Annotated in this window: 20 protein-coding genes; 7 read left to right on the top strand and 13 right to left on the bottom strand. The window is 69.7% G+C overall.

Annotated elements, in window-relative coordinates; translation table 11 throughout:
* Nucleotides 1–4 precede the first annotated feature (4 nt).
* Nucleotides 5–1,423, bottom strand: coding sequence for a ferredoxin reductase (locus E7744_RS08675; protein WP_137773770.1), 1,419 nt, complete (start codon nucleotides 1,421–1,423; stop codon nucleotides 5–7).
* Nucleotides 1,420–2,724: an SRPBCC family protein gene (locus E7744_RS08670; RefSeq protein ID WP_137773769.1), complete on the bottom strand. Its 1,305-nt coding sequence runs from the start codon at nucleotides 2,722–2,724 to the stop codon at nucleotides 1,420–1,422. The genes E7744_RS08675 and E7744_RS08670 overlap by 4 nt, the downstream gene beginning before the upstream one ends.
* A gap of 155 nt (nucleotides 2,725–2,879) precedes the next feature.
* Here E7744_RS08670 and E7744_RS08665 point away from each other — a divergent pair, with 155 nt between their 5' ends.
* A complete protein-coding gene (locus E7744_RS08665; RefSeq protein WP_137773768.1) occupies nucleotides 2,880–3,812 on the top strand; it encodes a LysR family transcriptional regulator in 933 nt (310 codons plus the stop codon).
* A gap of 232 nt (nucleotides 3,813–4,044) precedes the next feature.
* On the opposite strand, the gene purU is transcribed toward E7744_RS08665, so the two are convergent.
* Together purU and E7744_RS08650 are read right to left on the bottom strand one after the other, a co-directional pair.
* On the bottom strand, nucleotides 4,045–4,962 hold the full coding sequence (gene purU / locus E7744_RS08655) for a formyltetrahydrofolate deformylase (RefSeq protein WP_137773767.1): 918 nt from the start codon (nucleotides 4,960–4,962) through the stop codon (nucleotides 4,045–4,047).
* A 101-nt stretch (nucleotides 4,963–5,063) separates the two neighbouring features.
* The gene (locus tag E7744_RS08650; RefSeq protein ID WP_137773766.1) at nucleotides 5,064–5,717 is read right to left on the bottom strand and encodes a GntR family transcriptional regulator; all 654 of its coding nucleotides are present in this window, start codon (nucleotides 5,715–5,717) and stop codon (nucleotides 5,064–5,066) included.
* Nucleotides 5,718–6,074: 357 nt separating this feature from the next.
* Between E7744_RS08650 and E7744_RS08645 the strand changes: the two genes are divergently transcribed.
* From E7744_RS08645 to E7744_RS08625, 5 genes are all read left to right on the top strand, one after another.
* A complete protein-coding gene (locus E7744_RS08645; RefSeq protein WP_138424642.1) occupies nucleotides 6,075–8,579 on the top strand; it encodes an FAD-dependent oxidoreductase in 2,505 nt (834 codons plus the stop codon).
* A gap of 79 nt (nucleotides 8,580–8,658) precedes the next feature.
* On the top strand, nucleotides 8,659–9,591 hold the full coding sequence (locus E7744_RS08640; protein ID WP_137773765.1) for a bifunctional methylenetetrahydrofolate dehydrogenase/methenyltetrahydrofolate cyclohydrolase: 933 nt from the start codon (nucleotides 8,659–8,661) through the stop codon (nucleotides 9,589–9,591).
* Nucleotides 9,592–9,631: 40 nt separating this feature from the next.
* Nucleotides 9,632–9,802 carry a PRC-barrel domain-containing protein gene (locus E7744_RS08635; protein WP_137773764.1) on the top strand — a complete coding sequence of 57 codons (171 nt, stop codon included), beginning with the start codon at nucleotides 9,632–9,634 and terminating at the stop codon, nucleotides 9,800–9,802.
* Between the two features lie 120 nt (nucleotides 9,803–9,922).
* Entirely contained in the window at nucleotides 9,923–10,426 is a 504-nt protein-coding gene (locus tag E7744_RS08630; protein ID WP_137773763.1) for a hypothetical protein, read from the top strand.
* A gap of 150 nt (nucleotides 10,427–10,576) precedes the next feature.
* Nucleotides 10,577–10,828, top strand: a complete 252-nt coding sequence (locus tag E7744_RS08625) for a helix-turn-helix transcriptional regulator (protein ID WP_137773762.1) — start codon at nucleotides 10,577–10,579, stop codon at nucleotides 10,826–10,828.
* A 415-nt stretch (nucleotides 10,829–11,243) separates the two neighbouring features.
* Here E7744_RS08625 and E7744_RS08620 read toward each other — a convergent pair whose 3' ends face one another.
* The 7 genes from E7744_RS08620 to E7744_RS08590 all read right to left on the bottom strand — a co-directional run bounded on the left by E7744_RS08620 (nucleotide 11,244) and on the right by E7744_RS08590 (nucleotide 18,772).
* Entirely contained in the window at nucleotides 11,244–11,897 is a 654-nt protein-coding gene (locus tag E7744_RS08620) for a hypothetical protein (protein ID WP_246858369.1), read from the bottom strand.
* Nucleotides 11,898–12,071: 174 nt separating this feature from the next.
* Nucleotides 12,072–13,109: a zinc-binding dehydrogenase gene (locus E7744_RS08615; protein ID WP_138424641.1), complete on the bottom strand. Its 1,038-nt coding sequence runs from the start codon at nucleotides 13,107–13,109 to the stop codon at nucleotides 12,072–12,074.
* Complete coding sequence (locus E7744_RS08610) at nucleotides 13,106–13,801, bottom strand: HAD-IA family hydrolase (protein ID WP_137773760.1); 696 nt, start codon at nucleotides 13,799–13,801, stop codon at nucleotides 13,106–13,108. Before E7744_RS08610 ends, E7744_RS08615 begins: the two co-directional genes overlap by 4 nt.
* 84 nt (nucleotides 13,802–13,885) lie before the next feature.
* Nucleotides 13,886–15,562, bottom strand: a complete 1,677-nt coding sequence (gene phnE / locus E7744_RS08605) for a phosphonate ABC transporter, permease protein PhnE (protein WP_137773759.1) — start codon at nucleotides 15,560–15,562, stop codon at nucleotides 13,886–13,888.
* A complete protein-coding gene (phnC, locus tag E7744_RS08600; protein WP_137773758.1) occupies nucleotides 15,559–16,473 on the bottom strand; it encodes a phosphonate ABC transporter ATP-binding protein in 915 nt (304 codons plus the stop codon). Before phnC ends, phnE begins: the two co-directional genes overlap by 4 nt.
* Before the next feature lie 19 nt (nucleotides 16,474–16,492).
* Entirely contained in the window at nucleotides 16,493–17,431 is a 939-nt protein-coding gene (locus tag E7744_RS08595) for a phosphate/phosphite/phosphonate ABC transporter substrate-binding protein (RefSeq protein WP_137773757.1), read from the bottom strand.
* A 219-nt stretch (nucleotides 17,432–17,650) separates the two neighbouring features.
* Nucleotides 17,651–18,772 (bottom strand): TIGR03364 family FAD-dependent oxidoreductase, encoded by a 1,122-nt coding sequence (locus tag E7744_RS08590; RefSeq protein WP_137773756.1) that lies wholly within the window; start codon nucleotides 18,770–18,772, stop codon nucleotides 17,651–17,653.
* Between the two features lie 310 nt (nucleotides 18,773–19,082).
* Here E7744_RS08590 and E7744_RS08585 point away from each other — a divergent pair, with 310 nt between their 5' ends.
* A complete protein-coding gene (locus E7744_RS08585) occupies nucleotides 19,083–19,832 on the top strand; it encodes a GntR family transcriptional regulator (RefSeq protein WP_137773755.1) in 750 nt (249 codons plus the stop codon).
* A gap of 454 nt (nucleotides 19,833–20,286) precedes the next feature.
* On the opposite strand, the gene E7744_RS08580 is transcribed toward E7744_RS08585, so the two are convergent.
* On the bottom strand, nucleotides 20,287–21,537 hold the full coding sequence (locus tag E7744_RS08580; RefSeq protein ID WP_137774762.1) for an IS256 family transposase: 1,251 nt from the start codon (nucleotides 21,535–21,537) through the stop codon (nucleotides 20,287–20,289).
* A 301-nt stretch (nucleotides 21,538–21,838) separates the two neighbouring features.
* Nucleotides 21,839–23,515: a calcineurin-like phosphoesterase family protein gene (locus E7744_RS08575; protein WP_168199787.1), complete on the bottom strand. Its 1,677-nt coding sequence runs from the start codon at nucleotides 23,513–23,515 to the stop codon at nucleotides 21,839–21,841.
* Between the last annotated feature and the right edge of the window lie 97 nt (nucleotides 23,516–23,612).

Here is a 23,612-nt window from a genome sequence, read left to right as displayed (position 1 = left end):
GCGGCTAGGCGTCGATCACCACGTCGGTCTGCGCGGTGGAGCAGCAGGGCAGGAACTTGCCGGCATCGATCTCCCGCTGGCGGATCCCGCCCTGGTGGTTCATCTCGACCTCCCCGGAGAGCTTGACGACCTTGCAGGAACCGCACATGCCCTCCTTGCAGTTCGCGCCGATCCTGACGCCGGCACGCTGGGCGACCTCCAGGATGTGCTCGTCGGGATCGATGCGCACGTTCAGGCCGGTGCGCAGGAAGGACAGGGTGAGGCTCCCGGTGCCCACCGTGTCGAAGGCCGAGGCGTCGGGGGGACCAGCCTCCGCGCCCGTCTCCCCACCGGCCTCCGGGCCGCCGTCGGGGTGGGGGGCGTCCGGACCGACGGCCTCCAGGGGCAGGCCCGTGGCCCGCGGGGTCCCCTCGGCGTCGTAGCCCGGCTCGTACATCCCGAACGCGCTGGGCTGGCTGTCGTAGTAGTCCTCGGCGGAGTCGGCGATCTCCTCCGCGATCTCCTCCGCGATGTCCGCCGCCAGCGCGATCTCCGCCTCGTACTCCAGAAGGGTCTGCCGGTCTCCCGAGAAGAACTCCATGTTGATGGACGTGTCGTCGACGCCGACCGCCCGGAGCAGATCGGCGGCCGTGTTCAGGTATCCCTCCGGTCCGCAGGCGTAGACCTGCCGGCCGTTGGCATCCGGGGCCACCTCCTCGAGCATGGCCGCCGTCAGCCTCCCGGCGAGCCATTCCCACCCCTCGGGCATGCTGCGGTCCCCCAGGGACCAGAAGACCTTGATGCGCGGATCCACCGAGGCGATGTAGGTCAGCTCCTGGTGGAAGGCATAGCCTCCGGCCTGCGCGCCGTGGTAAAGCACCACGACGTCGGCCTGGCCCGGCAGGGAGTGGATGGTCCGCACCATCGACATGATGGGGGTGATGCCCGCGCCGGCGGCCAGCAGGAGGTACCGGGCCCGCCGGTCGGCGTCGGGCAGGTGGAACGCCCCGACCGGTCCGAGCATCTCGAGGACGGTGCCGGGCCGGACGTTCTCGTGCACCCAGGGCGAGACGAGCCCCGTGGGGTCGCGCTTGACCGAGATGGCGAAGGTCCACGGCTGCGTGGGCGAACTGGACAGCGAGTAGCTGCGGTCCACCGGTTCCTGGTCCTCGCCGTTGACGGGGAAGGCGACGTTCACGTACTGGCCCGGACGGAACGCCAGGGGCGCCCCGTCGCAGCGGCGGAACACGAAGGTCATCATGTCCCCGGCCTCGGGAACGGTCTCGACGCACTCCGCCCTGAACTCCTGCGGATGCCAGGGACCCAGGGCGCGGGCGGCGCCCGCGGGGCCCTCGGCGGCGCCCATCACCCTGTTCCACGGCATCTCGAGACCACGGATCCGCTGTGGTTGCTGGAGGGCCGCCTCGGTGACTCGTCCGGTCATGCCAGGTGCTCCTGGACGCGCTGCACGTACCAGTTGATGAACGCCTCCACCTGGTACTCGCTCTTCATGTAGGGGCCCGGCTGGTAGGCGGGGCTGCCGGCGCCCTTCTGGCACAGCTCCACGAACGCCTTGTCCTGCAGGTTGGTCTGCTTCCAGGTGTAGGTGAGCTTCTCGAGGTCGTAGTCGACGCCCTCCTCGGCGTCGTCGGCCACCAGCCAGGTGGTGCGCACCAGGGTCTGGTGCTCGTTGATGGGGAAGACGCCGAAAGTGATGACGTGGTCCCCGAGGAAGTGGAACCAGCTGTTGGGCTGCAGGTGCATCGAGCACCGGCCGAGTCGGAAGTCCCGCAGGTCCCCGAGCAGCTTCTTGGAGAGCCGGCGCCCGTCGGGCGAGAACGACTCACCGTGGCCGTCGAGCGACTCGCGGGAGATCCGGATGCCCGCGATGCGCGTGTCGAGTTCCTCGACGACCTCGTAGGGCAGGCCGTAGCGGCGGCACCGGTCCTCGAGCGAGGACTGCGCCTCCTTGTTCCGGTCCCACACCTCCTCGAGGTGGGCCGGGATCAGGCCCTCGGACAGGCCCCAGGTGGGGAAGAGGGAGCAGGCCAGCTCGGGGTGGCCATCGCAGTGGTAGCACTCACGGTTGTTCTCCATGACGAGCTTCCAGTTGCCCTCCTCGACGATGTTCTGCTGGTAGGCGATCTTCGTCTTCGACAGCTCGTGGGGCGCCAGGTAGGGCTCGAAGATCTTCGCGGTCTCGTCGAAGTCCGCCGGCGGCTCGTCCGCGATGCAGACGAAGATGAGGCCGGCGACCATGCGGCTGTGGGCGCGCCGCAGGCCGAAGCACCCCTTGTCGAACGTCGCCTCCCCGGGAGCCGAGGCGTGGATCAGGTCACCCTCGGGGGAGTAGGTCCAGGAGTGGTAGCCGCACACCAGGTTTCCCGTGGTCCCCGCGGGCTCGGTCAGGACGCGGGCCCCGCGGTGGCGGCACACGTTGTGCAGCACGTTCACGCCGCCCTCGTCGTTGTGCAGGACGATCAGGGAGTAGGGTCCGTAGTCCACGGTGACGTAGTCGCCCGGCTCCGGGAGCTCGGCGATGCTGGCCGCGAAGATCCAGTGCTGGCCGAAGACGGCCTGCATGTCGACGCCGAAGATCGTCGGGTCGGTGTAGAACGGGGCCTCGAGGGAGTATCCCGCGCGGCGCGCGCTGAACAACTCGCTGATCTCCGCCATCTGCTCGGCGGGCACCGCGGAAGAGAGTGTCCCGCGCGAGGCGAGGGGCGCGTTCACTGCAGCAGTCATGTGTTTCCTCCCGGAGGGGTCTGGCAGGGGCGATCGGTACGACCTGGAACTGGTGGTCACCGGACCGGCTCCCAAGGGGTATGCATGTGACATTAGGCACACTGGCCCTGCGGAAAAAGCGCAAATTCCCGGAGATAACCGTGCACAATATGTGCATGATCGATCCCCGCCTCATCACGCTCCGCGTCTTCGCCCGGTGCGGCACCGTGGGCGCCACCGCAGACCTCCTGGGCTACTCGCCGTCTGCCGTCTCCGCCCAGCTGCGGGGGCTGCAGCACGCGCTCGGCATGCAGCTGCTGACGAAGGACGGCCGGGGAGTGCGCCTGACCGCCGCCGGCCGCTTCCTCGTGACGGGCTCGGACGCCCTCATCGCCGAGTGGGAGAGCCTGCGCACCGCGGCCATGGAGGCCGGCGACCAGATGCCGTCCCGTTTCGGCCTCGGCGGGTTCTCGACGGCGGCCGCCCAGTTGCTCGCGCCGCTGGCCGCCACCCTGCGCGCGACGCACCCCCTGGTGCAGGTCCACGTCCTCGAGGCCGACCCGGCCCGCTGCTTCGACCTGCTGGTCGCCGAGCGGATCGACCTGGCGGTCATGGTGGCCATGCAGTCCGAGGCGTATGCCGAGGACGACCCGCGCTTCGAGCAGACGGTCCTGCTCGACGATCCCCTGGACGTGATCATCCCGGCCGACCACCCGCTGGCATCGCGGACGTCGGTGACGCTCGAGGAGCTGGCGCAGGAGCCCTGGATCACCGAGACGCCCGGCTCCACCTACCATTCCCTGTTCACCGCCGCGTTCACGTCGGTCGGGGTGACGCCGCGGATCGCCCACGAGGCGGTCGAGTGGGAGACGCAGATCGCCTTCGTCGGCGCGGGCCTGGGCGTGGGCCTGCTGCCGCGCCTGGCACCGCTGCACGGCGCGGAGAACGTGGTGCGGCTGCGCCTGGCCGGCGCGGGCAAGCCGGCCCGCCGCATCGTCGCCGCCGTGCGCCGGGGCAGCATCACCTCGCCCCTGGTCCAGGAGTCGCTCGGCATCCTGCAGGTCAACGCCCAGCGGATCCTCGCCGGTCGGCTCGACGACGACCTGTGACCTCTCCCGGGTCCGCCGGCCGGGGTGCGGGGCATGGCCGAGAGTCCTGCGGACCCGGGCCCGCTCGACGGCGCCCGCGGCCGTCCGCGGGGGCGCGGCGGACCGGCGCCCAGTGGCCGGCCGGGGGGTGGACGCGGCGGGGCCCGGCCGGGTCCGGGCCCCGCCGGGGGGCGGGGGGTCCGGGGCCGGCCGGGCCCTGGGGTGCGCGCGTGCGCGCGTGGGGGGTGGTGGGTCAGTCGAAGACGACGGTGCGGTTGCCGTCGAGCAGCACCCGGTGCTCGGCGTGCCAGCGCACGGCCCGGCACAGGGTGGAGCCCTCGACCTCGCGGCCCATGTTGACGAAGTCCCGAGCGGACTGGGCATGGGTGACGCGCTGGACGGTCTGGTCGATGATCGGGCCCTCGTCCAGGTCCGGGGTGACGTAGTGGGCGGTGGCGCCGATGAGCTTGACCCCGCGCTCGTGGGCCTGGTGGTAGGGCTTGGCGCCCTTGAAGGAGGGCAGGAAGGAGTGGTGGATGTTGATGGCCCGGCCCCCGAGCTTGCGGCACAGGTCATCGGAGAGGACCTGCATGTAGCGGGCCAGCACGACCAGTTCGATGTCGTACTCGTTGACCAGTTCCATCAGCCGGGCCTCGGCCTCGGCCTTGTTGTCGGTGCCGTCGGGGCGCTTGATCAGGGGGATGTGCACGAAGGGGATGCCGTAGAAGTAGGCCATCGGCTGCAGCTCGAGGTGGTTGGAGACGATGACGGGGATGTCGATGGGCAGGGTGCCGGCGCGCTGCTGGAACAGCAGGTCGTTCAGGGTGCGTCCGTCCTTGGAGCACATGATCAGGGCCCGGGTCTTGCGGGAGGCCTCCCACAGGCCGATCTCCATGCCGAACTCCTCCTCCACCGGCTCCAGCGCCCGTTCCAGGTCGGCGAGGGGCGCCTCCATGGTGCACTCGACGCGCATGAAGAAGTTGCCCGTGTCCGGGGAGTCGAACTGCTGCGACGAGGTGATGTCGGCCTCCACCGACATCAGGGCACCCGAGACGGCGTGGACGATCCCACGGGCATTGGTGCAGGACAGGGAGAGGACCGCGCGGGTGGTGGAGGCCGGTCCGGTGGTCGCGGCCGACTCGACGGCGGGGGAGGTGGTGGACGTGGTCATGGGTATCTGGCCTTACTGTGCGGGGCGTTGGTCGCCCGGGTCGGGTGGGTGTCTGTCGGGATGCGTGGCGGCCGGGGCCGCCGAGGGGAAGGTCGAGTGCCCTAGAGGGCGGAGACCACCATGTCCTCGAAGTGGGTCACGTGGTCCACGGCGAGGCGTTCCGCCTCCTCCGCATCACCGTCGAGGATGGCCTGGAGCAGGCCGAGGTGTTCCTGCACGTGGGGTTCCATGGTGCCCAGGCGGGGCAGCACGTGGTTCCACATGCGCATGGACAGCGAGAAGTACTGGACCAGGCTCTCCTCGATGTACCGGTTGCCCATGGCGCGGTAGATCGACTCGTGGATCCGTCCATCGACCTGGATGAGGTCCGCCGGGGACCGGGCGTCCAGGGACTGCAGCTCCTGCAGGCAGGACTGCAGGTCCCGGCGGCCGTCCTCCGTGGCCTGCAGGGCGGCCCGCCGGGCGGCGTAGCCCTCGAGCAGCCGGCGGGCGTCGGAGATCTCCCGCAGGTCGCGGACGGTCACCTCCGGGACGAACGTGCCCCGGTGCGAGTAGATGGTGATCAGCCGTTCGGATTCCAGTCTCTTGACGGCCTCGCGCAGCGGGGTGCGGCCGATGGACAGTTCGGTCATCAGCGCCTCCTCGTCCAGGGGGGTGCCGGGGGCCAGGCGGTTGTCGATGATCCGGGTGCGGATCTCCTGGTAGGCACGCTCGGCCAGGGTGATGCGCTTGGGTGCTTTCTCCACGGTGTGCATCGACGCTCCTCGGGCGGTCTCCACGGTTAGGACAGAGCCTAGGAGAGGCTGGGCCGCCGAGCGGGAGGATGCCCGCGGCGCGCGGGCGGGCGCTCCGAGCGCCATGGGCGGGGCGGAGTTCATTCGGGGGACTGCTCCTCGGTCTCGGTGACCCATTGTCCACACGTAGCTGGCATATGAGACGTATATCGCGTTCTTGGGAGACCGTAGTCCACGTGAGGGTGCGGCGCAATAGCCATAGAGGAAGCGCAGACCGGCCCGGGACCCTCTTGACGGCACGTGACCCACCTCACTACGTTGCTCATATACGACTTGTGTATGACTCCCCGCTCCGGGGACCGAAGGATTGGACACACCATGGAATCTCCCCGCGTCGTGGTCATCGGGGCCGGCATCGTCGGCGCCAACCTGGCCGACGAGCTCACCCAGAGGGGCTGGACGGACGTCACCGTCCTGGACCGCGGGCCCATCCCGCGCACCGGCGGGTCGACGTCCCACGCCCCGGGGCTGGTCTTCCAGTCCTCCCCCTCGGAACTGCTCTCCGAGCTGGCGGCCTACACCGGCGCCAAGCTGCTCGGGCTCGTGAAGGACGGGGCCGCCGCGTTCAATCCCGTGGGCGGGCTGGAGGTCGCCACCACTCCCGAGCGGCTGGCGGAACTGCACCGCCGCAACAACTTCAACGCCTGCTGGGGTGTGGAATCCCGGGTCGTGGACCCCGCGGAGGCCAAGCGCCTGCACCCCCTGGTGGACGAGAGCCGGCTGCTGGGGGGCCTGTACGTGCCCACCGACGGGTTGGCCTCCTCCCTGCTGGCGGTCGAGCTGCTGCGCCGCCGGGCCGAGGAGCGCGGGGCGGTGTTCCGGGAGAACACCCTGGTCACCGGGATCGAGGAGGCCTCGGGGCGGGTCACCGGGGTGCGGTGCGGGGACGAGGTCGTCCCCGCGGACATCGTGGTCTGCGCCGGCGGGTTCTGGGGTCCGGAGCTGGGGGAGATGGCCGGGATGACCATCCCCCTGGTGCCCATGGCCCACCAGTACGTCCGGACCACGTCCCTGCCCTCCCTCCGGGGCGAGACGGAGGAGGCGGTGGGCACCGGCAACAATGCCCGGCTGCCGATCCTGCGCCTGCAGGAGGACAACCTCTACTTCCGCCAGCACGGCTCCCGGATCGGCATCGGCTCCTACGGGCACCGGCCCATGCCGACGCGCTACGAGGAGATGCCCCGGCAGGTCGACGTGGAGAACGACCGGATGCCCTCCCGCCTCGAGTTCACCCCCGAGGACTTCGCCCCCGCGTGGGACGACAGCCGCCGGCTGCTGCCCGAACTGGCGCAGACCACCGTGGAGGACGCCTTCAACGGCATCTTCTCCTTCACCCCGGACGGGAACTCCCTGGTGGGCGAGGCCTCGAACGTGTCCGGCCTCTACGTGGCCGAGGCGGTCTGGGTCACCCACTCGGCCGGTGTGGCCCGGTCCCTGGCCCAGCTGCTGGTGGACGGACACAGCGACTCCGACCTGCGGGAGATGGACCTGCACCGGTTCGAGGAGGTCCAGCTCGAGCACGACTACATCCAGGAGACCTCCGCCCAGAGCTTCGTGGAGGTCTACCACATCAAGCATCCCCTGCAGCCCAAGGACTCCCCGCGGAACCTCCGGCTCTCGCCCTTCGTCGAACGGGAGCGCGAGCTGGGGGCCTTCTTCCTGGAGGCGGCCGGGTGGGAGCGCCCGCACTGGTACGAGGCGAACGCGTCCCTGCTCGAGGACCTGCCGGCGGAGTGGGTCCCGCCCCAGCGGGATGCCTGGTCCGGACAGTACTCCTCGCCCATCAGCGCGGCCGAGGCCCATGCCACCCGCACCAACGTGGCGATGTACGACATGACGGCCCTGCGCCGGGTGGACATCACGGGTCCGGGCGCCGAGTCGTTCCTGGACCGCCTGACCACCGGCAACATGCGGCGCAAGGTCGGTGCCGTCGCCTACACGCTGATGCTGGACGACGCCGGCGGCATCCGCAGCGACATCACCGTGGCCCGGCTCGGGGACGAGCGGTTCATGGCCGGCATCAACGGCGGGATCGACGCGAACTACCTGGCGGTGGAGGCCCGGAGGTTCACCGAGGCCCACCCCGAATGCCCGGTGTCCGTGGAGGACATCACCGACGCGACCTGCTGCATCGGCCTCTGGGGGCCCAACGCGCGCAGGGTGGTCCAGCCGCTGACGGACCAGGACCTGACCAATGACGGCCTGCGGTACTTCCAGGGCGTGGAGACCGAGATCGCCGGCATCCCCGTCCGCCTGCTCCGGCTCTCCTACGTCGGCGAGCTGGGCTGGGAGATCTACGCGGCCGCCGAGGACGGCGCCCGGCTGTGGGACGCCCTCTGGGAGGCCGGCGCGCCGCACGGCATCATCGCTGCCGGGCGGGGGGCCTTCAACAGCCTGCGCCTGGAGAAGGGGTACCGCTCCTGGGGCACGGACGTGCACACCGGGCACTACCCCGAGCAGGCCGGCCTCGGCTTCGCCGTCAAGAAGGACAAGGTCGGCTATGTCGGCGCGCAGGCCCTCGCCGAGCAGGCCGGGCTGGCCGGATCGGGCCGCGGCCGGGCCCTGCGCTGCCTCACCGTGGACGACGGCACCACGGTGCTCACCGGCCGGCACGAGCCGGTCCTGGTGGACGGCGCCCCGGCCGGCTTCGTCACCAGCGCCGACTACGGCTACACCGTGCACCGGCCGATCGCGCTGGCCTGGGTGCCGGAGCACCTGGTGCCCGGGGACCGGGTCACCGTCCGGACCTTCGACCGGGAGGTCGCGGCCACCATCGCCCAGGAACCCCTCGTGGACCCGGAGATGGAGAAGCTGCGCTCCTGAGGCGGCACCACGGCACGACGGGAGGGCCCGGGTCGCCGGGCCCTCCCACCCCCACAGACGACGTCGAAAGGCATCTGGCATGACTGCTCGAGTACTGGACGGCCGCGCCACGGCAGCGGCGATCAAGGAGGACCTGGCCCGGAGGGTGGCCGCGCTGGCCGAGCGCGGGATCGTCCCCGGCCTGGGCACGGTGCTGGTGGGCGACGACCCCGGGTCCCGCTCCTACGTGGCCGGCAAGCACCGGGACTGCGCCGAGGTCGGCGTGGCCTCGCTGCGCCGGGACCTGCCCGCCACCACCACCGAGGAGGACCTGCTGGCGGTGCTGGGCGAGCTCAACGAGGACCCGGACTGCACCGGGTACATCGTCCAGCTCCCGCTGCCCCCGCACATCGACACCCAACGGGTGCTCGAGGCGATCGACCCGGCCAAGGACGCCGACGGGCTGCACCCGATGAACCTCGGCCGGCTCGTGGCCTCCGTCTCCGGGGAGCTGGGGTCCCCGCTGCCCTGCACCCCGGCGGGCTGCGTGGAGCTCCTCCGCCACCATGGGATCGACCTGGTCGGGCGCCGGGTCCTGGTCATCGGCCGCGGGGTGACGATCGGCCGCCCCGCCGGACTGGTCCTGACCCGCAAGGAGGTCAACGCCACCGTCACCCTGGCGCACACCGGCACGGCCGACGTCGGGCGGGAGATCCGCGCCGCGGACGTCGTCATCGCCGCCGCCGGGGCCGCTCACATGGTGCGCAAGGACGACGTGAAGCCGGGCGCCATCGTGCTCGACGTCGGGGTCTCCCAGGCGGTGGGCGAGGACGGGCGGACGCGCATCGTCGGCGACGTGGAGCCGGCCGTGGCCGAGGTCGCCTCGTGGGTCTCGCCCAACCCCGGGGGAGTGGGCCCCATGACGCGCGTGATGCTGGTCGCCAACGTCGTCGAGGCCGCCGAGCGGCTGGCGGCGGCCCGGGTGCCGGTGCCCACCGCGACTCCCCGAGGCCACGAGACCGGCGGTCCGTGAGCACCACCTCCCCGAACCCGAACCGTCCCAGGAGTCCCGCATGGCCGCCACGTTCCCCGCCCCGGGCCGCGACCCGGATGCGACCGTGTACGACATCCGGGGGAACCCGATCGGGACGGTCGCGGACATCTACCTCGACGCTCCGTCCGGGACGGCCTCCGAGGAGCAGGCCGAACCCGATGGCGCACGCTGGCCCGGCAGTGTCTCCTAGCTGACACCCACCCGGGCCGACGTCGGCGCAGGCGTCATCCGCCGGCGGTTCCCCTCGGTGCCGGGCCCGCCTCCGCGAGGTCGGGCGCCGGGGCCGGTAGCGTTCAGGGTCATGCGGTCCATGAGTCAGTCGAGCGAAGCGCGGTCCGGCCCGGCGCCCTTCGAGGTGGGGTCGACCGTCACCGTCGCGGGGCGGAGCTTCACGATCCAGGCCGAGGGCCCGGCGGTCGCCTCCCGGTGGGGGCTGGACGCCCGCGGGGCGTGGGAGCTGCTGAAGATGCCCACCAGGTACCGGCCGGCCGAGATCATCCCGACCGGGCTGCCCGGGCTCTCGCACGCGGGGTGGGCCCAGCAGGCCCTGGAACGGGCCGAGGCGATCCGGCGCGGCGTGGCCGTGGAGGGGTGCACCGCCGGCGAGCGGGTCATCCACGCCTCCGCGGACTGCCCCGAGGCGGCCGGACGCCGGGTCGACCGTGGGTTCGGGCTGAACCGGGCGGCCCGCCACGCGCTGGCCACCGCCCTGGCCCGGGAGGACGACGCCCGGGAACTCAACCACTCACCGTCCGAGCGCTACTGCGCGTGCATCGGGCAGGCGACCCTGCCCGGACTCGAACCCGACGCCTGAGGCGCAGTCCCCGGATCGACGGGCCCGGCGCGTCGTGGTCCTCGCGCGCATGCGGTGAACGCGGAGGGCCTGGGATGGCCGGTCCCCTCGGCTTGGGTGGTCCGCGGTGTGATACTGGGGCGGTATCGAACCACCCCCGAGGAGGCGGACATGACCCAGCACGTGGAGCATGTACCCAGCGAGGTACCGGGGACGCCGCTGCGCGCCCTGCGCGAGGCCGCCGGGTTAACCCAAGAGGACGTGGCCGACCGGATGGATATCAGCCGGGCCCAGGTCGCAGCGATCGAGGGCGGAGACCTGGAGACGGTCCGGCTCCACCTGCTGCACCGCTACGCCCGGGCCCTGGGTGCGGCCCTCCACGTGGAGATCGAACACGGTGAAGACCGCCTCCCGCTCATCTGATCCGGCCCGGCAGCCCCAGCATCGCCGTGCCGGTTGCGTACGCGGCTGACGGACGCCCACGCCCCCGAGGGCCCCGGTTTCAGATGCGGCCGAGCGGCCTGGCGATGGCCCGTCCGGGAACCGGCAGCATGGGCCGACCCCTGGGCCGCTGGCCGGTTCACGTCACCGTGTGGGCATAGCGCGGCCGGGTGGCCTCATCGCTGGTGCGGACCAGTGCGCCGATGGCCTCCCGCGACAGGCCTGCCCAACGGCTGCCCCGAATAGCCTTCAGCAGGTGCTGTTCTGCGTGGGACCGTTCGGTCACGGCCCTGTGCAGCGCTGCTTCGGGCTTTGGAGCCAGTCCAACGACCGGGGCTGGGTCATAGTTCTGTAACGTTCCGGTCAGCTCCGCGGGTGCGGGTCTGCGTGCAGGAGGTCATCCTTCCCCAGTCCACTCCTGAGAGGGGTGGGGGCGATCACCGGCCAGGGCGATCAGGGGCGTCATGGCGGAATAGCTGCCGAGCGGGCCTGCCAGAATCGGGCCGGCGATGGGCGCCAGGGCGCCGACGGCGGTCATGGGTGTGGTGAAGGCGGCATTGACGGAGCCATAGTGTTGCGTTCCCCATCGGTCGGAGACGGCGGTGGTCTGGAGCAGGGTGAGGCAACCTCGGGTTGCGCCGGTGATGACGTCCAGGGCGATGAGCAGCCAGTATGGCCCGGGTACCAGGGCGAGGCCCCCGAGTCCGAGCGCCCCGGCGCCGAGGATGGCCACGGTCCGGACCTGCGGGGTGGTGGTGCGGTGCAGGGCTGAGTAGCCGAGGCGTCCGAGGACCTGTCCGGCGCCCACCAGGCCCAGGGTGGGAGCGGCCGTTGCATAGGGCACGCCGCGTTCCAGCAGTATTGGGATGAGGCTGATCGTCACGGTATAGAGGGTGAGGGTGCCCAGTGCCATGGTGGCCTGGGTCAAGGCCACCGGCAGGGAGTAGTAGAGCAGTCCCCAGCTGGTGGTGACCGCCATGCACAGGGCGGTCAGGGCCCCGCGGGGACGGTCCGTGGTGGCCGGGCAGGGTGCGGGGTGACGCTCAGTCATCGTCTCCTGGCTATCGTCTCGGTGACGGCTCCTGCCAGCGGTAACCGGGCCATCGGTGCCGGGACGGGAACGCGTTGACTGGCACAGCGGCATCTCTAGGCGCTGGGGCCAGCCCGAGGTCAAGGAGCCCGCCGTGCAGCGTACGGCGGACTCCTTGCCGGGGCGGTGTCGCCGCTACATGATCAGCACGGTGCGTAGCCGGGGGACATCGTCCCGCAGGAACTCCGCGGCGAGCTCGTCGGCTGCGATGGGGCCGTCCAGGATGTCGGTCCAGGGCAACCCGTCGCCGAGGTCCTCGAGGAAGTCGACGGCCTGTTGAAGGTGCCGGGGCTCGTAGTTGTGGACTCCGGTGAGGGTTCGCCAGCCGCGGACGAGCCACTCCGGGTCCACCTCGATGGTCCCGGCCGGGGCGACGCTGCCGGCCAGGACCGCGGTGCCGCCGATGCCCAGGGCCTCGATGCAGCTCCGGACGCCCGCGGGTGCTCCGGACAGTTCCAGGGACACGTCGACCGTGCCGGGGCGATCGGTCGCGGGGGCCAGGGCGGTGGCGCCAAGCCCTCGGGCCAGGCTGCGGCGCTCCGCGTTCGGGTCCATGGCCACGACCTCTGCGGCGCCGCGCTGGAGGGCTGCGGCCACGGCCACGATGCCAAGCATGCCCAGTCCGTTGACCAGCACGCGTCGGCCGGTGAGTTCACCGGCACGTTCGAGCACGGCCATCACGGTGGCCACGGCGCATCCGGCGGTCGCGGCAACGCCGTCCTGCAGGGATTCCGGGACGGCGACGATGGCCTGCCCGTCACGGAGCAGGATGTGGCTGGCGTAGGTGCCCGAAAGGGGCCAATCGCTGTCGAAGGATTCGTGCCCGGCCTTCTGCACGCTCGTGCACTTGGCGGTGAGCCCCCGGCGGCACGGCTCGCACGTGCCACAGGTGCGCGTGACGCCGAAGACCACGCGGGTGCCGGGGACCACGGCAGCGCCGTCCACGGTCCGTCCCCCATTGGTGGTCACGACCGTGCCGACGCCCTCGTGGCCCAGCACGGAGGGACAGGGGGCCGGGCGCCGTCCGCTGACGGTATGCCGGTCCGAGCCGCAGACCGTGGCTGCGGTCAGGCGCACCAGGGTCTCCCCGGGCCCGGGCTGGGGCAGGTCCACCTCGACCGTCTCGAAGGAGCTGCCACCGCGCCAGACGAGGGCACTTGCCGTACCGTTCACCGGTTGCCTCCGGCGCGGTCGCCGGTCAGCACCGCGTGGGAGGGAAGGACGGCGACGGAATCGATGATGAGCTCGGCCCCGAGGTCCTCGAACTCGGCCCGGGTCAGGTGTCCGGTGAGCACCCCGATCGAGGTGACCCCGGCCCGGCGGGCCGATTCGATGTCCGAGGCGGTGTCACCGGCGCTGATGACGGCGGCGGTAGCCTGCACGCCGAGGTCGGCCATGGTCTTCTGGATGAGGAAGGGCTCGGGCCGGCCGGCCGGCACCTCGTCGCCGGCCACGAGGCGGTCGATGGTCCCGCCCTCGGCCCAGCCGAGACTGCCCAGAATCAGTTCCGCGATCTCCCGGGAGAAGCCTGTCGTCAGGCCGATCTTGATGCCCCGGCCGCGGAGCTCGCGCAGGGCGGGCTCGATACCGTCCAGGGGCGCCGGGGGATTCTGGGTGTAGGTGCGCCGGAGTTCGTCCAGGAACCAGGCGAAGGCCTGATCGATGAACGCCTCGTCGGCGTCGACCCCGCCGATCCGCAGCAGGTTCTCGATGGCCCACCGCTTCTCGGTACCCATCCACTGCTGGAAGACCTCGTCCGAGTAGCGCGCTCCGTGGCGTTCGGTGGCCTCGCGCAGCACGCGGTACACCTCGTCGCGGTCGTCGATGGTGGTGCCGGCCATGTCGAAGATGGCGAGTTCAATCATGATGCGTTTTCCTCTTTCACGGGGAGTTCTTTAAGGAAGGTCCAGAGGGCCCGGGCTCTCGGTGCGGGCGTGGTGCGCGGCGGGTCAACGGACGGTCTTGCGCAGCCACATGGACAGTGCCTCGACGGCCAGTACCACGGCGACCATGAGGATCAGGATCATGGTGACCACCTCGAACTGGTTCACGCGCGAGGCATTCAGGAGCAGGAAGCCGATGCCGCCGGCGCCGACGACCCCCAGCAGGGTGGCGGCGCGAATGTTGGAGTCCAGCAGGTACAGGGTGTGGGCCACAAAGGCCGGGGCGGCCTGGCGCACGGTGGCTGCGAAGAACACCTGGACCTCCGTGGCGCCGGCGGTGCGCATCGCGTCCTGGACCGCGGTGTCGGTCTCCTCGAGGGAGTCCGCCACGAGCTTGGAGAGCAGGCCGACGGCGCCCACGGCCAGGGCCAGGGTGCCGGCCACGCCGCCGAGGCCGGAGATGACCACGAAGATGATGGCCAGGATCAGTTCCGGGATGCCGCGAACCACCACGATGAACACCCGGAAGGTGGTGCGCACGGCGCGGTTGGCCACGACGTTGTTCGCCGCCAGGACGCCGATCGGCAGGGCCAGGACGGCGCCGAGGAAGGTGGCCGCCAGGGCGATCTGGATCGTCACCAGCAGCTGTTGCACCAGCGCGTCCAGGGCACCCCCGGTCGCGGGTGGGAAGAACAGGCCGAGGGTCTCGGGCAGGTCCAGCAGGCCCTGCCACAGCACGGCCAGGGACATCTCGACTTGCCACAGGGATGCCAGCAGCAACACCAGGATGACCACTCCGGCGAGGAACCGCTGGGTCCGGGCGCCGGTCCACGGCGGGGTCAGCCGCACCGCGCCGGGAGCATCGGCGGCGCCGCGGTTGAAGAGCCGGTCGGCCCAGGTACCCCCGACGACGGAACCCCCCGAGCCCTTCATGATCGCTGCCCGGATGGCCCCGGAAAGGAGCTCGATGCCGATACACAGCCCCAGGACGAGCAGGGCCAGGGCCATGCCTCGCTGGTAGTTCAGCGTGCGCAGGGCGTCGGCGATGGCCAGGCCGATCCCACCGACCCCCACGTAGCCCAGCAGCACGGAGGTGCGCAGGTTGATGTCGAAGCGGTGCAGTGCGGTGGCCACGAGCTGGGGCATCAGTACCTGGGGGATGGAGGCCGTGATCTGCTGGCCTCGGCTGCCACCGGCGGCCTCGACGGACTCCCGGGGGCCGTCGTCGAGCTCCTCGATCGCGTCGGCATAGAGCTTGGCGACCATGCCCACGGAGTGGATGCCCATGGCCAGGATGCCGGCTGTGGCACCGAGGCCGAACATCCGCAGGAACACGATGGCCAACACCAGGTCGGGGATCGCCCGGGCCAGGACGATGAGCGTACGCGCCGTGCCCTGGGAGACCTTTCCCCGCGTGGTGGCGTTGGCGGCGGCCAGGGCCACCGGGATGGACAGCACGACGGACAGTAACGTGGCCAGGAAGACGATGGCCAGGGTCTCGAAGATCAACCCGAGGGTCTCACCCAGCGGCGGGAAGTCCAGCGGGAACATCCGCTGGGTGAACGCGACGGCGTTGTCCAGCGACTGGACGATGGTCGCCAGGTCGATGCCCAAGGAGTTGACCGACCAGATCCCCGCCGCCACGAGGCCGATCAGCACGAGCCCGGCCGCGACCGTCCCCGCGAGCGGGGTGGGGCGCGACGGCAGCTGGACGCTGGGCGGGTGGGGGGCGGTCACGGTCATGCGTGATCACCGACCCCGGCACTGGTGCTGGCACTCTGGCCAGCCGGCCGCGGACCCGGCTGCCCTTCCTGGTGCTCGTGATCGTGCTCCGGGGTGTGCTCGTCCAGGTCGAGGCCGGAGACGCTGGTGTAGAGCTGGGAGGCCTCTGCGGCGTGCAGGTTTTCGGTGGTGCGGTCCAAGACGATCCGCCCGCTGCGTAGCCCGATGATGCGGTCGGCGAAGTCGATGGCGAGCTGGACCTGGTGCAGCGAGGCGATCACCGTCAGGTTGTTCTCAGCCGAGATCTCGCGCAGCAGGCCCATGACGTCCTGGGCCGAGACCGGGTCCAGGGAAGCCACGGGTTCGTCCGCCAGCAGGATCCGGGGGTGCTGCATCAGCGCCCGGGCGATGGCCACGCGCTGCTGCTGGCCGCCGGAGAGGGTGTCGGCCCGCTGGAAGGCCCGGTCGGCCAGGCCGACTCGGTCCAGCTTCTCCAGTGCTTCGCGGCGCACGGCCTTGGGATACATCATCAGCGAGAGCCGGGGGCCGGTGAGGGAGCCCAGCCGGCCGGTGCACACGTTCTCCAGCACGGACATCGGTCCGATGAGGTTGAAGTGCTGGAAGATCACGCCGATCTCCCGGCGCAGGGACCGCAGGGACTGGCCCCTGAGCGCGGCCACGTCCTGGCCGAGCACCGAGACGGTGCCGGAGGTCGGCCGCCGCAATCCGTTGAGGTGGCGCAACAGGGTCGACTTGCCGGAGCCGGACAGGCCCAGCAGCACGGTGATCTTGCCGGTCTCGAACTCCGCGTTGACGTCGTCGAGTCCCAGGACGCCGTCGCCGAAGTCCTTGGTCACCTGCTCCAGGCGCACCGCGGTGGTCGAGGCTGAGTGGTCCGGGCTTTGAAGGAGGGCGTTGTGTGTGGTCGTCATGTTCTCTCTGCCCTTCCGGTTAGCCGACGCTGTGGCAGGCATCGGCGTCGGTCGCTGCGCAGATCTCGCGGATGGCGTCGAAGTCGGAGTCATCCACCGGCAGGTAGCCGTACTCGATCTCCTCCGGCAGCACGCAGTCCTCCTCGGAGGCACAGATGCCGGCCTCGACCAAGGCGGGCTTGTTGGCCTTCTCCCGGATGACGGTGGAGATCTGCTCGGCCAGCTCGGGCTCGATGGTGTCCATGTTCAGGGCGATCGGGTCCTCCGTGATCGGCGCGGACTCCCACACCGGCTTGAGGGCGCCCTCGTCGACCTGACCGGAAGTGACCAGGGTGTTGAGCATGGTGTCGTGGGCGAAGGCGGCGTCGCAGGAGCCGGCGTCGAGGGAGAGCAGCGAGGCGTCGTGGCCGCCGGCCAGGACGGCCTCGGTCTCGGTATTCAGGTCGATGCCCTCGTCCAGCAGGCCCTTCATCGGCACCAGATAGCCGGAGGTCGAAGCGGCGTCCACGAAGCACACCTTCTTGCCCTCGAGGTCGGCCAGGTCCTGGATGTCGGAGTCGGCCCGGACATAGGCGAGCGAGGTGTAGGCCGGCTGCTTGTCCTGGTCGCTGGTCGGGGCGGCGACCGGCTCGATGTTCACGCCGGAGTCCTTGGCGATGACGTAGGAGAACGGGCCGTAGGAGGCGATGTCGATCTGTCCGGCGCGCTGGCCCTCGATGACCGCGGCGTAGTCCGAGGCGTTCTGGAACTCGACGTCGACGCCGGTCTCCTGCTCGATGAGCGCGGTGATATTGGAGTAATCGCTCTCCAGGGAGGCCGAGGACTCGGCCGGGATGGCAGCGAAGGTCAGGGTCTCGCCGCCGTCTGCACCGCCGCCGCAGGCGGCGAGGAACGGGACGGTGACGGCAGCCAGGGCGGCAGCGCGGACGGCGGGGGACTCAAGACGGGCGGTCTTCATGGGACGGTTCCTTTCGGAGGGCAGGACAGGTCGAAAGCTCGAGGGAGCAGGATCGGGGTAGGTGATGTCTTTCAGCGGGGGAGCCGGGGAGAGTGGGTCCTCGGAGCGCGGCCCGGTCGGGCCTCATCCAGTGTGCCCCAAGGAAGGGCAACATATATATACAAGTTGGGGTGTTCCGCAAGTGTTCACGGAAACGTCATGCGGACGACGGGCAGGGCCTCAAAATCCGGGGACGTCGCCCCCGTCGAGGGCGAGTTCGGCGATGCCGAAGGACAGGGTCATGCCGATCCCGGAGGTGACCACCGCGACGGTGGTGCGCTCGTCGGGGTGCTCCAGGACGAGGTTGGTGGAGGAGCTGTCCGCGTAGCGACCCAGCCACCGCTGGCCGACCATCGGTGAGTCGATGCCCAGGAGCTGGGTGGCGCGGTCCAGCAGCAACTCGCTGATGCGCTCGTCGATGAAGGGCTCCGGGCTGGTGTCATAGGCGTGACTGTCGCCGATGAACAGCCCGCCCTCGATGCCCGTCACCATGAGGTTGGCGATGCAGTCGACGAGTTCCGGCTCCCGCTCAGCAAGTTCGCGGCGCAGCTGGTCGGCGGACGGCATGGCGGTGAAGCCGTCGTACCGGGTCAGGGAGGTCCCGGTCAGCAGGGCGAGGTCTGCCGGCACGCGTCGGGGCCGATCGATAAGGGACATCACCAGCGTGCTCGTCCGGACTCCATGCTGTTCGGCCAGGGCGGGGAACAGGTCCCTGAGCCCGTAGCCGGGGCAGACGATGATCCGGGAAGCCGTGTACTCGCCGCGGCTGGTCTGCGCGACACCGTCGCCCACGGCGGTGGCGCGCGTGCCCCAGGCGAAGTCGACTCCCTGCGCGCTGAGCCAGCGGGCCAGTAGGGGCGCCGCCTCGCGGGGATTGACTCGCATATCGCGGGGGAGGTGAGCTCCGGACACGGCTTGCAGTTCGGGGTTTCCGATCGCCTCGGCCGCCTCAGCGCCGGTGAGGAGGGTGACCTGGTCGGTGCCGCGGTGCTCGGCGAACTCCCGCAGCACCTGCTGCTCGGTCTCCGTCATTGCCGGGATGTAGGTTCCCGACTCCGCTGCCCAGAAACCCGCCTGCGCCGCTGCGCTCAGCCAGCCGGCCCGGGCGCGGTCGGCGACGTCCTGGATGAGGTCGGCCTGGCCGGTGAAGCAGGCGTGGCCGAAGTTCTGGATCGAGGAGCCCACGGGGCGATCCTCGCCGTCGATCACGCGGACGGACTGACCCTGTTGATGGGCCAGGAAGGCGGTCGCAAGGCCCAGGATCCCGGAGCCGACGACCAAGAGGTCGGAGTGCTTGTTCATACAAGCGATGCTACGGGTGCCACCTATCCGAACTTCCGGATGTATAGACATGTTTGCCAACTGTTCACCCTCGGCGCTGACACCGCGAGTGGCCCGACAGTTCAGGTCGAGCACAACATTGCCGGGGCCAACACGATCTTACCGGTAGTGCTTGGCGGTACCGCACGCTAGTGTGTCTATACATATAGTTGTCAGAAGAACAGCGGTGCCGGTGTCCATGGGGGCTGGCACCGGTCATGCAGTTCGTGTCTGTGGGGTGAAAGGCCGGTGTGTCGCCCCGCACCTATCGTGAGGGGGCCGGTTTACACGCATGGGCAATGGACGGCAGCAACATGAGGAGATCACCGCGTACCTGCGGTCGGCGATCAGCAGCCAGGAGTTCGCTCCCGGAGACCCGCTGCCCTCCGAATCGGAGTTGTGCCAACGGTTCGAAACCTCCCGGGGCCCTGTGCGCCAGGCCATGGCCGCGTTGCGCGCGGAAGGACTGATCTCCTCGGGGCGGGGCCGGCGCACCATCGTCCTGGACACGGTGCCGACCCAGTCCTTCGACGGCGTCATCTCCTACTCGGAGTGGTGCCGGCAGTCGGGGTTCGAACCGGGACAGCTCACCCAGAGCGTCACGCGTCGGCCCGCCGACCCGGCACTGGCTGCCGCCCTGGAGATCGAGCCACGGACTCCCGTGGTCTCCGTCTTCCGGTTGCGGCTGCTCAACGGCAGACCAGCCATGGTCGAACGCTTGAACTACCCCCTCGAGGTGGGGCGGCACCTCCTGACGTTCGACACTGACTCCGGCTCCATCTACCAGCACCTGATCGACTCCGGGGTGGACATCAACAACGCCACGCGCACCATCGATGCCATCGGCGCCGACGCGGACGATGCCCAACTCCTCGGCGTCGCCGAGGGCGCGCCACTGCTGAGGGTCCGACGCAGGGCGTTCACCAGCAACGGGACGCCGGTCGAGTCCTCCGACGACCGGTATCTGCCCGGGACGGCCAGCTTCACCCTGAACACCATCCGCGGGAATCCCTCCCCCCTCTCCATGGTCTCCGCCCGGTAGGCCGACCACACGCGGCCGGCCAGCGAGGCCTCCCGCCGGTGACCCGAGCTCTGCACAGGGCAATGGTGGGGAAATCCACTATCCATTTCCCCACCACTCAATGACAAGGGAGGCCATGTCGGCGCAACGCACCTAGCCACGGCCCGACAGGGGGTCCGGAAGGAGAGGGCGACACTCGTACACCGATTGCGAGACTGGCAGTCACGTACCGGCGCCCCGCACCTCATGATGCGATCTTGGGACTCTCCGGGGCGTCGCTGCCTCACCAGCGTGGTCACCACTCGCCCCGACGGCCTTGGAGGGTAGGTACCCGTCAGCCCACAAGCAGGGACCGTACAAAGCACTACCCGCATCGTTACTCTGTGCGGAAACCGCACCTGGCAAGGCATCACTCGACGTCATCGCGGTTTCCGGGACTGTCCGATAAAGGGTGTGTGGGGTCCGGCGGTTTTCATCAGTGAGTGGTTCTCTCGAACCGTCCGGCGAAGGTGATCGCGAAGGCGTTGAGCGCCGGCTTCCACCTCATCACCCAGCGTGCCCTCCCGCCGCCGGTGGGATCAAGGGACCGGGTGACGAGATACAGACACTTCAGGGCGGCTGCCTCGTTCGGGAAGTGGCCCCGGGCGCGGACCGCCCGGCGGTAGCGGGCGTTGATCGACTCGATCGCGTTGGTCGTGCAGATCACCCGGCGGATCTCCACGTCGTACTCCAGGAACGGCACGAACTCCGCCCACGAGGACTCCCAGAGCTGCACGATCGCCGGATACCGCTGACCCCACTCGTCCCTGAACTCGGCGAAGCGGTCCTTCGCCGCTTGCTCGCTCGGGGCGGTGTAGACCGGCTTGAGGGCCTTGACGATCCCGTCGCGGTGCTGTCGGCCGGCGTAGCGGAAGCTGTTGCGGATCAGATGCACGATGCACTGCTGGACCACCGTCCGCTCCCAGGTGGTCGTGATCGCCTCCGGCAGGCCCTTGAGCCCATCGCACACGGCGATGAGCACATCCTCCACGCCCCGGTTCTTCAGTTCGGAGAAGACCTGCAGCCAGAACCGGGCGCCCTCGGCGCCGTCACCGGCCCAGATCCCGAGGATGTCGCGTTCTCCATTGGTGGTGACGCCCATGACCACGTAGAACGGGGTGTTGCGCACCTGACCGTCCCGGACCTTGACCACAATGGCGTCGACGAAGATCACCGGGTAGAGCGAGTCCAGCGGCCGGGCGGACCACTCCGCGAGTTCCCCGGCGACCTTCTCGGTGATCCTGGAGATGGTGTCCTTGGAGACGGTGGCTCCGTAGACCTCCTCGAAGTGCGCGGCGATCTCCCCGGTCGTCAAACCCCGAGCCGAGAGGGACAGCACGATCTGGTCGATCCCGTCCAGGCGCCGTTTGCGCTTGGGCACGATCACCGGCTCGAAGGACCCCTCCCGATCCCGCGGCACCTCGATCTGCACGGGGCCGATCTCGGTCAACACCGTCTTCGATCTCGTGCCGTTGCGCATATTCTCCGCGATCGGCACCTCACCATGCTCGTGGCCGAGGTGCTCAGTCAGCTCCGCCTCGAGCGCCGTTTCCAGCACGTTCTTCGTCAGCTGGTTGAGCAGCCCGCCGGGGCCGACCAGGCTCACGCCTTGCTCCTTGGCCTGGGCGAGCAGTTGTTCGGCGAGTTGTTTCTGATCGATGATCTCTCCGGTCACGGGATCGATCATCGCCTCTGTTGCCTCGGTCGTGTCAGTCACGGCCGTCTCCTTTCGGATCAGGCCGGACCCTCACACACCGTTTTTCTTACAGTCCCCGGTTTCCGGCCTTCTGTGAGCGTCCTTCGAAACGCAGGGGAGGGATGGATGGCGCGTTCGCACGGCCCTCTCTATCTCGTTCACTCCGGCGGCGTTGTCGTAACGGAAAAGCTAGGGCGCTGATTCCTGTGTTCAAGGATTGGGCGGGTCATGCTGGTGTCGACGGAGGGCCCCACACCGAGGCGTGGGGCCCTCCGTCAGCCTATGTCGTGGGTCAGTCCTTGGTGGGCTTGCCGGCGATGATCTCGATGTCGGTTTTCGACGTGGAGACCTGGCCGTAGGGGTCGGTGCTGCGCACGGTCACGGTGTGCGTGCCGGGGCTGAGGTTCGTAGGCAGCGGTGCCGTCCACAGGTGGGAGGAGGCCTCGGGGCGGGCCGGCTGTTCCGGTGTTCCGGTGAACTGCTGGAACAGGTGGGTCATGTAGGGGTCGTTCTGCGGTGCGACATGCGTCATGGGCTCATAGGCGCGGCCGTCGATGGACACCTCGACGGTGTGGCGTTCTCCACCGTCGAAGACGTTGGCAGTGAGCGTCGGGGCCTGCCACCGTTCGAGGTCCCAGTCACGCGGATGGTAGGTCACCGGCTCGGCGAACTCACCGGATCCGCTCGGCCCGGTCGGCAGGTGGGTCTTGCCACTGGCTCCGCCGGAGAAGGACAGGCGCATCTGGAAGTCTGCCGGCAGGCTTGCCGCCTTGTACCGGGGGGTGTAGTCGGCGCCGTCGAAGTGCATCGTGTAGTAGCCGTTGGGGTTGCCGTCGGCCATGTCCGCGGCGGAGACGCCCCGGTCATCGATCGGTCCGGTGCCCCATCCGCCGCCGCGGGCCTCGGCCAGGACCTGATGGTGGAACGGCTCGGCGCCCGTCCAGCCCTCCTCCTCACCGAGGTACATCTGCCAGCTGTTGGAGGTGTCGTGCCCGGAGAAGCTGTAGACGTGCTTGCGGTCCCCGAGCACCTCGAAGAGTCCATGGAGGCTCTCATCGTTGAGGTTCAAGCGGTTCGAAGACGTGGCTCCGGTGCGCAGCGGGCTGTGGGTGGCGAGCACGACGAGCTTGTCCTCGGGCACCAGGGCGAGGTCGTTGGCAAGCCAGGCAAGCTGGGCCTCGCTCAGGTGCGCGCGGTAGCCGGAGCCGACCTTCTCGATGTTGTCCATGGCCACCACATGCACCTGGCCGTAGTCGAAGGAGTAGTTCGTGGGGCCGAACACCGACTTGTAGGTGTCTGTGGCGTGCTCGTCGCTGGGCGCGTCGTAGTCCATGTCGTGGTTACCGGGCAGGTTCCACCACGGGATCCCGATCTCGGCCACGGCCGCATTGTGCTCGGGGAAAAGATGCAGCGGATCGTTCACCACGTCGCCGACGGTGAGCCCGAACGTTGCGTCGGACCCTTTGAGCTCATTGACCAGGTCTTTCCGCAGTTCCTCGATTTCCCCGGAGGTGCGGGTCTGCGGGTCGGCGAAGACGAGCGCGTCGAAGACGTCGCTGTCCTCTTGTTCCACGAGCGGGAAGTCCACCGAATCCGGCAGCGGACCCGTGGGGGCAATGCCCCCGTAGCGCAGTTCGTGCGGCGTCCCGTTCGGGTAGTGCAGGTAGTAGAACTGCGGGAGCTGCACGTCGTTGACGGGCACCATGTAACCGTTGGGCTTGGTGACGAAGAGGATGGTCTCCTCGTCCACCGGCAGACGGTATGCGCCGTTCTCATCGGTGGTCACCACATCGAGGCCATTGGACACGGCAACGCCGGGAACGCCCGGCTCGTCGGCGTCCCGCTGGTTGTTCTCATTGAGGTCGTTGTAGACGATTCCCTCGGCCGTCTCTCCGGTGGTCGTCGCGGCGGCGACCGCGCCGGGAACGAGGAGGATGCTGGCAAGGGTGGCGCTGGTGGCCGTGGCCACGGTCAGCTTTCGGGCGCGTAGACGCATCTCGGTGCAACTTTCAGCAAGGTGGAGTGGACGACCTCAACGTAGAGAGCACCGGGCACGGGATCATGAA

The sequence above is a fragment of the Citricoccus sp. SGAir0253 genome (genome assembly GCF_005877055.1).
GTDB lineage: Bacteria > Actinomycetota > Actinomycetes > Actinomycetales > Micrococcaceae > Citricoccus.
Note: the sequence above shows the minus strand (reverse complement) of the source record. Positions and strands in the feature narration are given on the sequence as shown.